Here is a 14,772-nt window from a genome sequence, read left to right on the forward strand (position 1 = left end):
ATCAGAAGGTTATGGGTTCGACTCCTTTCGGGCGCGCCATATTTTACGGGAAGTAGCTCAGCTTGGTAGAGCACTTGGTTTGGGACCAAGGGGTCGCAGGTTCGAATCCTGTCTTCCCGACCATTCTTTTAAAGCAACAAAATGGGGCCTTAGCTCAGCTGGGAGAGCGCCTGCTTTGCACGCAGGAGGTCAGCGGTTCGATCCCGCTAGGCTCCACCAATGTTTTTTAAGGAAAAATGACTTACATTTTAATCAGAATTTGGCGGTGTAGCTCAGCTGGCTAGAGCGTACGGTTCATACCCGTAAGGTCGGGGGTTCGATCCCCTCCGCCGCTACCAAGTATTTTTATAAAGAAAAAATACAAAAGTTTTTATTTGGAGGAATACCCAAGTCTGGCTGAAGGGATCGGTCTTGAAAACCGACAGGCGGGTAACACCGCGCGGGGGTTCGAATCCCTCTTCCTCCTCCATAATTTCATATTATTAAATTCTCCAATGTGGAGGGGTAGCGAAGTGGCTAAACGCGGCGGACTGTAAATCCGCTCCCTCCGGGTTCGGCGGTTCGAATCCGTCCCCCTCCACCAAAGTTTTTTGTGCATTACTTTATATTTTAGGGGTATAGTTTAAAGGTAGAACGAAGGTCTCCAAAACCTTTGGTGTGGGTTCAATTCCTACTACCCCTGCCAAATATTTGCCGGTGTGGCGGAATTGGCAGACGCGCACGACTCAAAATCGTGTTCCGTGAGGAGTGTCGGTTCGACCCCGACCACCGGTATAGTGTCACTGCTTGCCAATGCAGTGAAAAAACGTTTCTTACACATTGTAAGGAACGTTTTTTTAATTTGAAAGAAAGCTGGGGCGAAGAAACTTTCGCCCCTTAATTTTTGCTTGTTTATAGTGTTTTTGTTCAGCTTACATATCGACATTCAAATAATAAAATAATAAGACATATAAAATTAGTTTGGTGTTGACTGGGAGTGAGAAAAGAAATTGATGTTTTTCGGCAAATTTGAGACTTTTTAAAGTCATACCTATTTCCTATAATACTGTTTTGGAGAGTAACCAGTTATATTTTTAAATGCCTTAAAGAAGGTGGAGTAATCTCCAAATCCAACTGCATGTGCCACATCTAGTGCTGTATTTCCGGACATGAGGAGCTCCATGGCTCTCATAATTCTTTTATATGTTATGTACTCAAAAACCGTAAAGCCTGTACTTTTCTTGAATATATGACATAAGTAATACTTGTTAACGTAAAATTCTGTTTGCAGCAAATCTAGTGTAATCTTTTTATATAGGTTTTTATTGATGTAGTCTAAAATGGAGACTATCTTTTGATCATAATTATGACTGTTTACAACAGTATTATTATATTTTGAAAGTATTTTGTTTATAGTAATAAGCATTTGTATAAAAAGGCTTTTCATCAGTATTGGGCTTTCTGGAGAGAATTCTTGGGAAGCCTTTTCAATTTTATCCCAAATGTCACTAATCCCATCAGCGAGAACATCTTTTGCAGGTATTCTATTAAAATAACCTAGCTTTCTATTTTCAATATAGGAAAGCATGCTATATTCATCGGTTTGATAAGGGGATATATACTCTGGTTTAAAGTGTATATACTTCCTTTCATAGTGGGATTTGGAGTTAAACACAATTCTATGTAGTTCTCTGGAATTCGTTATGATCAAGTCGTTTGGATAAAGTTTGTATGCCTGACCTTCAATATAGTAGGTGAGATCTCCAGAAATAAAGTGAAACAATTCATAGCAGTCATGGATGTGAGTTGCAACATCATTAGGGGATTCAGTTACCACATGGTTCATAAAAAAATTATTACTATTATACTGTAGGATCGGTTTGTCCATGAAATCCACCTCTTTAACAATTTGTTTTGAGTGTATTTGTAATTCATCTTATTCTAATCAAACTAAAAAAAAGCAATATTTGCAATATAAAAAGCAAGAAATACAAAGATTAACCATCCAGTTTATTATAGAATACTAGATACTTAGAGAAGAAAGGCAAAAAAAGAGAGGATGGTATTTATGAGTAAATTTCTGTTATCTGCATTTGCGGATGAAATCGATTCAGATTTAAAAACACAGATGGATGTATTAGATCAGCATGGTATTAAGTTTATAGAAATGAGAGGTGTTAATGGTAAACTGCTTGTTGATTATACGTTAGAAGAAGTTAAAGAGATTAAGAATCAGCTTGACGCTAGAGGCTTTAAACTATCTGCGATTGGATCGCCGCTTGGAAAGATTAAAATCACCGATGATTTTGAGCCCCATTTAGAGCTATTTAAGCATACTTTAGAGATTGCTAAAATTATGGAATGTAAGTATATACGGATGTTTAGCTTTTTTATGCCCAAAGGAGAGGATCCATCGAACTATAGGGACGAAGTAATCCATCGCTGGAGAAGCTTTATAAAGGCAGGAGAAGGAAGTGGAGTAGTTCTCCTGCACGAAAACGAATCAGGAATCTACGGAGATACTCCAGAAAGATGTCTAGATCTACTGGAGACATTGAATGGTGACTATTTTAAAGGGATTTTCGATTTTGCAAATTTTGTCCAATGTAATGCAAGAAATTATCCAGATGGCTTTGAGTTGCTTCAAGACCATATTGTGTATGTTCATATCAAAGATGCGGTATACAGTGACCACCATGTAGTACCAGCAGGATTAGGCGATGGAAATGTGGTGGAAATCCTAAAAGAATTACATAACCGAGGATATGAAGGTTTTTTATCTCTTGAACCACACTTATCGGGTTATTCAGACTTTTCCTTACTTGAGCCGAATTCTCCTGGTTATGATTTACCAGAGGGTGGCGCTAAAAGCTTCGCCGTTGCGGTTCAGGCATTGAAAAATATAGTAAAAGATATCAAGGGGGAATAGTTATGGACAAAGTCCGAGTTGGTATTATAGGGATAGGTAATATGGGAACAGGTCATGCGCAAGGTTTGATAGAAGGGAAGGTTCCGAATGCGGAGCTCACTGCTGTATGTGATAGTAGATCGGAAAGATTAGAATGGGCGAAAGAAAACTTTGGTGAAAAAGTTAAGCGCTTTAATGATACGGAAAGCTTTTTCCAATCAAAAGCTTTTGATGCCGTTTTTATCGTTACACCGCATTATGACCATCCTACTTTAGCCATACAATCATTAAATGCTGGATACCATACGCTTATTGAAAAACCTGCTGGAGTGTTTACAAAAGCTGTTAGAGAAATGAATGAAGTTGCGTTAAAAAGTAATAAGGTCTTTGCCATCATGTATAACCAGAGAACCAATCCTTTATATAGAAAACTAAAAGATATCATCGATTCAGGGGAACTAGGTGACCTAAAGAGAACCAATTGGATCATAACGGATTGGTACAGACCACAAAGCTATTATAATTCAGGAGGATGGAGAGCTACTTGGTCTGGAGAAGGCGGCGGTGTACTGTTGAATCAAGATCCACATCAATTGGATTTATGGCAGTGGATGTGTGGAATGCCAAAACGAGTTCGATCCTTTATGTCTTTTGGAAAATATCATGACATTGAAGTAGAAGATGATGTCACCACTTATGTCGAGTATGAAAACGGTGCAACAGGTGTGTTTGTCACTTCCACTGGGGAAGCACCAGGAACCAATCGATTAGAAGTGACAGGGGATAGAGGAAAGATTGTCATTGAGCATGGTAAGCTAACCTTTTGGAGGTTACGTGTATCAGAAAGGGAATTTAATAGAGATTTTACAGGCGGATTTGGAAGCCCTGAGTCCTGGAAATGTGAAATTCCCACAGAAGGGGAAAATTCTCAACACATAGGGATCTTGAGAAATTGGACTAGTGCAATCCTCAATGGAACGGAGTTAATTGCTCCTGGGATCGAGGGTATTCATGGGTTAACCATTTCCAATGCTATGCATCTATCTGCTTGGACGGATAGCTGGGTCGATATTCCACTTGATGAAGATCTATTCTATGAGAAGCTGCAGGAGAGAATAGATAACTCTACATTTAAGAAGAATGTCAGGGATTTAACGCTAGATGTTACAGGAACATATTAACGAAATACTATTACTTGGACTAGAAATCTATTTTTAATTTCTAGTCCTAAGAAACAATCCAATACTCTGTAAAATTACCAATAACAATAAAATTAGTTATTAATCACAAATGAAAGATGATTGGGGTGTCTCGATTTATATGGAATTTATACTGACGGCTAGGAGTAAAGAACAGGAGAGCATTGACTACCTTACATTACAAGAGCATGGACTAAGTGCATCTATAGAGATAAATGATGGAGACGGTACACCTCAGGATCCATATCATGCAAGAGCCTGGATTCGTAACGATAACGCAATTAAGTGGTCCGGGGTTATACATATAGAAACTCAATTCGCAAAAATAAATCCCCGCTATTTCTTGCCAGCTTTTATGTACGGTAGAAACCGAGGTGAGGCTCCTCAGAATGTTCCTAATGAATTTCCACGGATACGAGAGGGGAATCTAAATCGCCCTTCTTCTCCTTGGTGGATGGTAAGAGCTGATAAATTATCACATCCTGCAGCCCTTGTATATGATACAGATAAAATATACGGACTTAGTGCGAGTCCATATTTTATTTACAAGAATGGATCTAAGGAGCAATGGGAGCCTGAGGCGGAAGGTGCATTTTATCAATACGGAGGGTATTCATGTTCGCTGTCTAAAGGGACGATTGGATACACGCTTGGTTATGAAAATGCACCATGGCTATTTATAAAGTCACATCTGGTTAAAGACAGAGTTCCACTGAGTGATAATTGTTTTGAATTGGAACCTGGAGAGACTGTTGAATTCACATTGAATTTATATGAATTCAATGCAAAATCGGAATTAGAAATTTATGACGTTATTCAAGAGGTTTATTACAATTATCACCAAAATCCAAGGAAGTCTAGTGACGTAAAAACAACGGTTACGGATTTGGCACAAGCCATTCATCAGGATGGATGGCTACAGGATGAACTAAATTATGCTTGCCAGGTTTTTGAGGACAACGGAGGCTTACGTTATAATAACCTGATATCTATCAGTTGGACTAATGGGTTGCCGGCAGCAATTCCTGTACTAATGGCTGGTTTGCGGCTTGGAAATGAGTCGATGCGAGCGCAGGCACTATCCTGTATTACAAACATTGTGGAGCATTCGATGAATCCAGCCTCCGGCTTACCTTATGATGCTTGTAATAGTGGAAAGTGGTGTATTAATGGATGGTGGTTCGACGGGGTACATACACCGGGTCACAGTTCCTACTTGGTCGGGCAGGCACTCTTCTATATTTTGAAAGCTTATGATTATGAAAAAAGGTTTAAAAACTGTTCTCATGAGGATTGGCTGGCATTTGTGAAGGCAGTTCTTATGAAAATTGAGCAAACGAAGAATACAGACAATGAATATCCTTATATCTTCTCTGAAAAAACCGGTGCCGGAATTGAATATGATTCGTTCAGCGGGACATGGTGCATGGCTGCTTTGGCTTATTATTATTGGCTGACAGATGACAGGACACATTTGGAAAGTCTTAAGGCAAGTGAAAAACATTATTATGAGTCATATGTTAAGCGTATGGAATGCTACGGGGCACCGCTTGATACGGATAAAGCGGTTGATTCGGAGGGGATATTAGCATATATAAAAGCAGTCAAATTCTTGCATGCTTTAACCAACGAGGAACTTTATCTGGACCATATGAGGGATGCAATATGCTATGAATTTTCTTTTAAGTTTTGCTATAATTCTCCAGTAAAGGTGCCGCCTCTTAGTAGCATTGGATGGTCGAGCTGTGGGGGCAGTGTAACTTCTACCGCTAATCCGCATATTCACCCAATGTCTAGCAATCTTGTAGATGAACTATTATATTACGTTGATAATCGTGATGATCAATATATTCGAGACCGTATTTCAGATATTATCGGCTGGGGATGTCAGACATATAACACGTATGATCTTGAATTCGATCATGGAAAGAAAGGCTGGATGTCGGAGCGGTTTTGCTATTCCGAAGGACTGGTGACTGAAACATACAGTGATGGCTCTCCTGCCAGCACATGGTTTTGTTTGATGCCATGGGCAAGCGCGAGTATTATTGAGGGAATGGCCGGTGATTATTGGGATAAATATATATTAAAATTAAGGGAAATGAAGATTGAGATATAAACCTATTGAACTATAATTAAAACTATTAAATATAATTATTAGCTAAAAAACTAACTATACTGACATACAGTAAAGGAGTTAAAATTATGAATTTTCAAAATCCAATTCTTCCAGGTTTTTATCCTGATCCGTCCATATGCAGAGTGAACGAGGATTATTATCTAGTTACTTCTTCCTTTACCTATTATCCAGGGGTACCAATTTTTCACAGCAAAGATCTTGTTAATTGGAAACAGATAGGACATGTATTAGATAGACCATCTCAGCTTCCATTAGATGGTCAAAGGCAATCTAGAGGGATATTTGCGCCTACAATTCGATATAACAATGGTGTTTTTTATATGATTACGACTAATGTAGAAAAAGGCGGAAACTTTTTGGTTACAGCAACAGACCCTGCAGGACCTTGGTCTGATCCCTATTATTTGGATGCTCCAGGTATTGACCCTTCCTTGTTTTTTGATGATGATGGTAAAGTCTATTATCACGGTACACGTCCCGCACCAGAAGGGGAAAAATACAGCGGCAACTGGGAAGTATGGCTGCAGGAGTTAGACCTGGAATCCATGACATTGGTTGGAGACTCTATCGGTTTGTGGAGAGGTGCTTTAAGGGATGTAATTTGGCCAGAAGGGCCACATATTTACAAGGTTGATGACTATTATTACCTTATGATTTCGGAGGCAGGAACAGGTCATCACCATGCTGTTTCCATTGCTCGCAGTGAAGCTATCACAGGACCATACATAGGAAATCCAGGTAACCCAATCATGACTCACCGACATTTAGGGAGAGATTATCCAATCGTTAACGTTGGGCACTGCGATTTAGTAGAAACCCAAAATGGTGAATGGTGGGCAGTTGGGCTCGCTTCACGTACTTATGGTGGTTATTACCGTAACCTGGGGAGAGAAACCTTCTTACTTCCAGTAAAATGGGAAGATGGTTGGCCAATCATGAGTCCTGGGACAGGCAAACTAGAAATGACGTATCCAATGCCTAATTTACCAGAAAGTAAGCTTCTTACACCTTCAGCATGTGACCATTTTGATGAAGATAAACTAGATTTTAAATGGAACTTTCTACGTACACCAAGAGAGGAATTCTATAGCTTATCTGAGCGGCCAGGTTATCTAAGTTTAAAACTTAGACCAGAAAGAATAACGGAACTAGCCTGCCCAAGCTTTGTGGGGAGAAGACAACAGCATATCAATTTTGCAGCTTCCACTTTATTAGAGTTTACTCCAATGAATGAAAATGAAGCAGCAGGTGTCGTGTTATTACAAAGTAATGAATTCAACTTTAGCTTTGTTTATACAAAAAATGGTGAAGAACAAGTAATCAGAGTAATCAAATGTGCCGGAGGAGAGGAAGAGATTCTGAAGGAACTGCCAATTCGTGCACCTAGAGTATTGTTGAAGGTTGAAGCACATGGTCAGGATTATAGCTTTTGGTATGGTGAAAGTCCGTCAGATTATAAACCCCTGATTGAAAATGTAGATGGAAGAATCTTAAGCACAGATGTTGCTGGAGGATTTGTTGGAACTGAAATAGGATTATATGCGAGCTCAAATGGTGCAAGCAGCAATAATAAAGCTTATTTTGATTGGTTTGAGTATGTAGGATTATGAGTATAGAGAGCAGCAATTAAGCATTTTTATTAGTATCAAATTATTAAAACAAAAACACGCAGAAATGTTGTTGAATCAACATTTGTGCGTGTTTTTTTCGTTTTGTTGAAATGGATGGGTGTTCAACTAGGCGATGTGCGTAATTTTTCTTGTTTACCCAGGATTTTTTTGTACGCTAGATTTGCAGATGAGAGAATAACGAGACCTAACATGCTTACGCTGAAAAAGAACCCTACTCCAGATAAATAAGTAACAGCGAAGTATACGGCAGCAAATCCAAAAATAAGAAATAGACTAGGTATCGGATTGGAAATCGTAATGAGAAGTGCATTTTTAATATGTGTACCTATTGGTTGATCAAATTCAACATAGGATGCTAAAGTGTAGCAAATGTTGAGAAAGTAAATACAACTTATAATAATGCTAGAATAAAAAAGAAAAGAGGACATGTTCGTTGATGTTGAGTGTAAAAATCGGATATTAACAAACAAAATAAAACCGATTGCTACTATTATTAAACCTAATTTATTACTGTTAAGGAATTCCTTTTTATAATAGTGCCAAAAAGTTTGGAACACAGGTGGATGATTTTTTCGGATAAATTGTCTTAATGTTGCTAACATCGCAATTGTTGCTGGAAAAAATCCAAAAAACACGAGTCCACTTAATGTAAATAGAATCCATAATAAATTTATATAAGCTAATCTTGCTACCCAATCACAAAAGGTATAAACAGCGTTTGAAAATGAACCTAATTGCATGGTACTCCCCCCTTATCCATAAATATATCATGCACAGAAGGAGTAAGTTTCTTTTTTTATAATGAGGTAAAAATTTTATCTAAAAAGTAAAAATAAAGCATGAAATAAATAGGTAATCGAGCAAAAGGAATGGTGAAACTGGATTTTCCACAAATGTAGTAAAAATTTTCTCAATTATGTAAAAATTCCACATTGTTGAAAGCGATTACACTAACTATACTAAAGCTACAAAGAAAGACGAAGGGGTGAAAATGTTGAATAGCGAGGTAAAGGTCGAAACAAAAGTGGTCCCAACAACGAAAAATAAAGTATCCAAAAGTGTGAAAAAAGGCTCTCCATTTAGTGGCTGGAGGGAGAATTTGGCTGGATATGCATTTATTGGGCCAATGTTTATTGGAACTTCTATACTAGTATTGTTTCCGATTCTCTCTTCATTTGTATTAAGTTTTACCGATTGGAATTTTGTATCTGGCTATAAAAATGCGAAATTTGTAGGATTTGAAAATTTCTCTAAATTGCTAACCAATGCATTATTCCTTAAAGGATTATTCAATAATGTTCTATTAATTTTAGCAGTACCGATTACTTTACTTTTTTCTCTTGCATTAGCTGTAATCATTAATAAATATGTATATTTGAAAGATTTGTTTAAGGTGATTTATTTTATGCCGTTTATTTCGAGCGTGGTAGCGGTTGCGGTTGTCTTTCAAGTGCTTTTTCATCCAACGAAAGGTCCTATAAACCAATTACTTTTGAAGCTTGGGGTTGATAATCCACCTGGTTGGATAGCCGATATTACCTTTGCATTACCATCTGTTATGCTAATTATGGTTTGGACTGGAATTGGCTTTAATTTAATCATTTACTTGGCGGGTTTGCAGAACATTCCAAAAGAATTGTATGAGGCAGCACAAATCGATGGTGCTACTGCTTGGTCTCAATTTACGAAGATTACGATACCACTAGTGTCGCCTACAACCTTCTTATTGTTTGTTACTGGTGTTATTTCAAGCTTTAAAGTATTTGATTTAATCATCGTTTTAACAAATGGCGGTCCAGCAAATTCAACCATCACACCAGTTGTTTATCTGTATCAGCAAGCATTTGTTGAATTAAAAACAGGCTACGCTTCAGCCATTTCATTAGTAATGTTCATTATTATTTTAATCATTACTTATATTCAATTTATTGGTCAGAAAAAATGGGTGAATTATTAAAAAGAAAGGAGGAGTACAGATGGTAGAAAAATTGGATATGAGAAAACTGATCGTGACTGCCATTATGGTTCTAATCGGAATTGCTTTTCTAATGCCATTTTTTTGGATGATATCTGCTTCTTTTAAAGTAGAAGAGGAAGTATTAACTTTTCCAATCCAATGGATTCCTGAAACCTGGAATGCGGTAGAAAATTATAAAGAGGTTTGGACAGGTTCTATGCCATTCCTTCTATTATATTGGAATTCTATTAAAGTAACGGTTCTAACAACACTCGTTTCATGTACAATATCCTGTTTAGCAGCCTATGGATTTGCCAAAATAAATTTTAAAGGAAGAGATTTCATCTTTTTAATTGTCTTGGCAACGTTCATGATTCCGCCTCAAACGTTGTTAGTTACACAATTTCTATTATATAGATGGCTTGGACTTTACGATACACATACAGGTCTTATTCTATTAAATAGTTTCAGTGTATTTGGAACGTTTATGCTGCGCCAATTCTATCTCGGAATTAGTAACGAAATCATAGAATCAGCGAGAATGGATGGAGCAGGACATTTTAAAATTTTCACTTCGATTGCTTTACCATTAGTAAGACCTGCAATTGCAACGTATGCAATCTTACGTTTTATTTGGACCTGGAATGACTTCCAAAATCCATTAATCTTCCTTAGATCAAAAGAATTATATACCATTCAGCTAGGAGTACAAAGTTTCTCAGATCAACATGGCAGTGTTTATTCCTTAATGATGGCAGCATCTGTGTCCGCCATTTTGCCTTTACTGATTATCTTCATAATTGGACAGAAAAATGTTATTGAAGGCATACAGCTTGGTGGAGTGAAAGGTTAATCGGTATGCGTTCTCTCTATTTAGATAGAGAGAGTTGATATACAAACAATATAAAAAGGGGGAAAGTATAATGATGAAAAAATGGGGTTCATTGTTACTAGTTGGACTAATTGCAATGTTTATGTTAGCTGCCTGTTCAGGAAACGATAAAACTTCATCAGATAAAGGTAAATCTGATTCATCTGATGAAGAAGTTACGTTGAAATTTGTCCACTGGGTTAATGAGGATGTTGGGAAATGGGAAAGTGTCATTGCAAAATATGAAGCAGAGAATCCAGGAATAAAAGTGGAATCCATCCCACTTGTAGAAAACATGAACTCTGTAGATTATTTCAAGCAGTTAGATTTAATGGCATCAGCTGGTGATGAGATGGATGTGATTATGTTCAACAATCCTCAAGAATTAGCAAAACGAGTTGATGCTGGACTGGTTGAACCAATCACTAAATTTGCTGAAAAAGAAGGCATTGATATTAATAAAGTATACAATAATAGTTATCCAGCATTTGGTGGTGAGAACTATGGCTTGCCGATGAAAAATATCACAATGCTTATTATGCTAAATAAAGCGCATCTGGATGAAGCTGGCTTAGAAATTCCGACTGAATGGACTTGGGATGACTATGCAGAATATGCTAAAAAGTTAACTACAGACAAGCATTATGGATCTTATTTACACTCTTGGCATAATTTCCATTCTGTTTTAAAAACAATGAGTAAAGCAGAGGATAATTTAATTTTACACGAAGATGGAACATCAAATGCAGATGATTCGATGTTACGGGCATCATTAGAACTAAGAAATCAATTAGAAAATGTCGATAAATCATCCGTTCCATTTACTGAAATTTTATCGCAAAAAATGGATTATCGTCAGCAATTCTTTAGTCAAGCAGCTTCAATGGTTCCTACCGGAAGCTTTATGATTACTGAATGGGGTCAATTTACACCAGAATTTGAAATTGCTTGGGCGCCGTGGCCAAAAAATAAGGAAAGTGATAAAGCAGTTGCTGTAATGAGCGGTGATTTACTATCTATCGCAAAAAGCTCAAAACACAAGCAAGAAGCTTATGAATTCATGAGATGGTTGTCAACAGAAGGTATTGTAGAACAAGGAATCTGGACTCCTTCTTGGAAGGAAGCTGATATGGACAAAGCGTTAGAAACAGTGGTGAATGGAACCAAAAAACCTGATGCCGTTCATATGGAATCATTGAGGAATGCACTTACCTCTGTTGAGCCAAGTGAAGTCATTACTCCAGCTCCTTATATTACGGAAGTATTCACTGAATTTGGTGCAGAGGTGGAATTATATCTCCTTGGTGAACAGGACCTTGATAAAACAATGAAAAACATCAAAGAAAAAGTTCAAGCGATTGTAGATGCAAATAAATAATTAGAATATTCATGCTATAATAGAGGGAAGACAGACATGTTTTCTCTCTATTTTAATTGGTTTAACTATTGGAAGCGGTGATCATCATTGAAATTTTTATGGAAAACAATAAAGCAAATGTCGCTTAGAATGAGATTAATGATTTCAGTTATTCTCTGCATTTTATTTCCTTGGGTTAGTACCTATATTGTCTCAAACTATTTTACAAAGGATGTACTAGAACAACGTGCAGCAACACAATCAGAGGATGACTTAAGGATGCTTGAATTAGGAATAAAGAATATGTTGGATGATATCATGTATACCTCTAATTATATTCAATTTGATTCAAACATGAGTCAGTTACTAAAATCTCATAAGTTAATTGATGCAGATTCCCCAAATGCAAAACAAAAAATAGCCCTTAATTATATACATATATCAAATGAATTGTCTGGAATTACAGATTTATTAATGCCTTTGTATATTACCATCATGTTTAAAAACGACTTGTATTACACCAATTATTCTCCAATAGATTTTAATCCTTTAGAATTCAAAGAAAAACCATGGTTTCAAAAATTGGATAATTTAAGTTTTTATCAAACTTATTGGTTAGGTGCACACCCAACTTACATTAAATCCGAGAGAGAGACGTACCCATATCTCATCACCATAGGGAGAAGAATTCAAAGTGCGTATTCCTCCAATTCCTATTTAATTATTAGTTTAAAAGAAAATGAGATTAAGAAACTCTTTAGTCAATATCAAAGTGAAAAGAGAGTGAAATTTTATTTGACCAACAAGGGTGGAGATATCTACTCGAGTTTGAATACAGATGAGTTAGGAACGACCTTACCCTTTGACGTTGCCAGCAGTGATTATCAAATTGTTGATTATGAAGAAGAGAAGCACATATTGGTTTCTTATCCAGTTTCCTATTCGGATTGGAGATTGGTCAGCCTTGTACCTTATAAGGACACCATTGGTTCTATAAATATGATAACGAGGACGACTATTTTAATTCAAGGTGGTTTTTTAGTTCTATTTTTAATCGGACTTATCATGCTTGTCCGGGAATTTACGAAACCAATTACAAGATTACACCAAGTAACAAAAGCCATAAAACAGGGGGACTTAACCGCTAGAATCTATTTATCTGGCAGTAATGATGTCGCTCAATTAGGGCAATCATTTAATCATATGTTGGATACCATCGAGGAAATGATTGAACAGATAAAAGTTAAGGAAGAAGCGAAACGAAATGCTGAATTAGAAATGCTTCAAGCACAAATTAACCCGCATTTCTTATTTAATGTATTAAATGCGATTCGCTTGAAGATAAGAATGGAGGGTAATACTGGCAGTGCTTCACTCATTTATTCCTTATCAGCACTCCTCCGAATGACAATCAATCGTAATAATGCATTTATTTCCTTAGAAGAAGAGGTAACGATTGTGAAGCATTATGTAGATTTGATGAATTTCCGACACCAGCATAATGTTGATTTGGAGATACATGTGAGCGAAGCTGCTTCTAGTATTGAAGTGCCTAGATTTTTTCTACAACCAGTAATTGAAAACGCTATCATCCATGGGAAATGTAATAGAAAAGAAACCATACAAATAATTGCAAATGAACAAAGTAACAGTTACTTGGAATTAATCATTACTGACAATGGGAAAGGGATGGATTTGCTCACATTAGAAAAATTGAAAGCGAAAATTTTTCATTCTAATAGTAATACCTATACTAAAAGTAACCTGTCGTTTAACGGAATAGGAGTGCAAAATGTCTACCAAAGAATGAAATTGATTTATGGAGAAGCATTTCAAATGTGGATAGACAGTATTGAAGGGGAAGGAACGACTTTAACATTTCATATTCCAGTGGAAAAGGGGAATTAAGATGTATGATGTAGTTTTGGTAGATGATGATGTGATCGTTATTGAGTTTCTGAAGACAATTATTCCATGGCATGACTATGGATTCCAAGTAGCTGCAAACTTTCAAGATAGTAGTGATGCTTTGGAGTATATGGTAGAAAACCCTTTTGATGTATTGATTACGGATATTGGAATGCCAAAACTAAATGGAATTGAATTAATTGGGAAATTGAAAAAATCTAAGATCACTTCATATAATGTAATCCTTTCTTGCCATGACGAGTTTACCTTTGCGCAACAAGCCATCAAATTAGGAGCTTTTGATTATATTTTAAAAGAATCGATGGAAGAAAGTAATATCAATGCTTTACTTGAAAGATTAAAGAATAAGTTAGACCAAGAACGTTATACAGATAATCAGCACTTAAAAGCCACCAAATTTTTAGAAATGAGTACTAGAAATGATGATGTAGTAAAAGCGCAAAAATATGTAGAAACCCATCTTGGTGAAAAGATTTCTTTAACAGAAGTAGCTGCCCATTTACATTTAAATTCTAGTTATTTCAGCAGGATGTACAAGAAAGAAACGGGAGAAGGTTTCGTTGAATATGTGACAAGAGTTAAAATGGAAAAAGCAATAGAATTAATAGACCAATCGATAAAGTCAGTAGAACAGATTGCATATGAGTTAGGCTTTGATAGCAAAAGTTATTTTCTAAAAACATTTAAAAGGTTTTATGGATTATCCCCGAAATCATATAAATTTAAAGATAAAGTATCTTTATGATGCTACTTAACCAACACGGACAAACAGGTAGGTTATTTACAAATTTAACATTTGTG

General features: G+C 36.6%; 11 protein-coding genes and 7 tRNA genes. 16 read left to right on the top strand and 2 right to left on the bottom strand.

The window, feature by feature from the left end:
• Positions 1-46: 46 nt before the first annotated feature.
• From M3189_RS22590 to M3189_RS22620, 7 genes are all read left to right on the top strand, one after another.
• Positions 47-123 (top strand) — tRNA-Pro (locus M3189_RS22590).
• 20 nt (positions 124-143) lie between these two features.
• Positions 144-219, top strand: a tRNA-Ala gene (locus tag M3189_RS22595).
• Between the two features lie 42 nt (positions 220-261).
• Positions 262-338, top strand: a tRNA-Met gene (locus tag M3189_RS22600).
• A 38-nt stretch (positions 339-376) separates the two neighbouring features.
• Positions 377-469 (top strand) — tRNA-Ser (locus M3189_RS22605).
• A 29-nt stretch (positions 470-498) separates the two neighbouring features.
• Positions 499-583 (top strand) — tRNA-Tyr (locus M3189_RS22610).
• Between the two features lie 28 nt (positions 584-611).
• A tRNA-Trp gene (locus M3189_RS22615) sits at positions 612-685 on the top strand.
• Positions 686-692: 7 nt separating this feature from the next.
• Positions 693-774: transfer RNA gene (locus M3189_RS22620), tRNA-Leu, on the top strand.
• Between the two features lie 256 nt (positions 775-1,030).
• Here the strand turns inward: M3189_RS22620 and M3189_RS22625 are convergent.
• Positions 1,031-1,867 (bottom strand): AraC family transcriptional regulator, encoded by an 837-nt coding sequence (locus M3189_RS22625; RefSeq protein ID WP_251638232.1) that lies wholly within the window; start codon positions 1,865-1,867, stop codon positions 1,031-1,033.
• Positions 1,868-2,047: 180 nt separating this feature from the next.
• Between M3189_RS22625 and M3189_RS22630 the strand changes: the two genes are divergently transcribed.
• The 4 genes from M3189_RS22630 to M3189_RS22645 all read left to right on the top strand — a co-directional run bounded on the left by M3189_RS22630 (position 2,048) and on the right by M3189_RS22645 (position 7,836).
• Positions 2,048-2,908 (top strand): sugar phosphate isomerase/epimerase family protein, encoded by an 861-nt coding sequence (locus M3189_RS22630; protein WP_251638234.1) that lies wholly within the window; start codon positions 2,048-2,050, stop codon positions 2,906-2,908.
• 2 nt (positions 2,909-2,910) lie between these two features.
• Positions 2,911-4,068, top strand: coding sequence for a Gfo/Idh/MocA family protein (locus tag M3189_RS22635; RefSeq protein ID WP_251638235.1), 1,158 nt, complete (start codon positions 2,911-2,913; stop codon positions 4,066-4,068).
• 109 nt (positions 4,069-4,177) lie between these two features.
• Positions 4,178-6,205, top strand: coding sequence for a hypothetical protein (locus tag M3189_RS22640; RefSeq protein ID WP_251638237.1), 2,028 nt, complete (start codon positions 4,178-4,180; stop codon positions 6,203-6,205).
• A gap of 86 nt (positions 6,206-6,291) precedes the next feature.
• Positions 6,292-7,836 (top strand): glycoside hydrolase family 43 protein, encoded by a 1,545-nt coding sequence (locus M3189_RS22645; protein WP_251638240.1) that lies wholly within the window; start codon positions 6,292-6,294, stop codon positions 7,834-7,836.
• 122 nt (positions 7,837-7,958) lie between these two features.
• Here the strand turns inward: M3189_RS22645 and M3189_RS22650 are convergent, their stop codons facing one another.
• The gene (locus tag M3189_RS22650; RefSeq protein WP_251638241.1) at positions 7,959-8,597 is read right to left on the bottom strand and encodes a YesL family protein; all 639 of its coding nucleotides are present in this window, start codon (positions 8,595-8,597) and stop codon (positions 7,959-7,961) included.
• A gap of 251 nt (positions 8,598-8,848) precedes the next feature.
• Here M3189_RS22650 and M3189_RS22655 point away from each other — a divergent pair, with 251 nt between their 5' ends.
• The 5 genes from M3189_RS22655 (at position 8,849) to M3189_RS22675 (ending at position 14,716) form a co-directional block, all read left to right on the top strand.
• A complete protein-coding gene (locus tag M3189_RS22655) occupies positions 8,849-9,814 on the top strand; it encodes a carbohydrate ABC transporter permease (RefSeq protein WP_435368117.1) in 966 nt (321 codons plus the stop codon).
• A 19-nt stretch (positions 9,815-9,833) separates the two neighbouring features.
• Entirely contained in the window at positions 9,834-10,667 is an 834-nt protein-coding gene (locus M3189_RS22660) for a carbohydrate ABC transporter permease (RefSeq protein WP_251638245.1), read from the top strand.
• Between the two features lie 70 nt (positions 10,668-10,737).
• Positions 10,738-12,063, top strand: coding sequence for an ABC transporter substrate-binding protein (locus M3189_RS22665; protein WP_251638247.1), 1,326 nt, complete (start codon positions 10,738-10,740; stop codon positions 12,061-12,063).
• 138 nt (positions 12,064-12,201) lie between these two features.
• Positions 12,202-13,950, top strand: a complete 1,749-nt coding sequence (locus M3189_RS22670; protein ID WP_251638255.1) for a sensor histidine kinase — start codon at positions 12,202-12,204, stop codon at positions 13,948-13,950.
• A 1-nt stretch (position 13,951) separates the two neighbouring features.
• Positions 13,952-14,716: a response regulator transcription factor gene (locus tag M3189_RS22675; RefSeq protein ID WP_251638264.1), complete on the top strand. Its 765-nt coding sequence runs from the start codon at positions 13,952-13,954 to the stop codon at positions 14,714-14,716.
• Positions 14,717-14,772 lie beyond the last annotated feature (56 nt).

It is taken from the genome of Neobacillus niacini, from assembly GCF_023715415.1.
GTDB lineage: Bacteria > Bacillota > Bacilli > Bacillales > Cytobacillaceae > Neobacillus > Neobacillus niacini_C.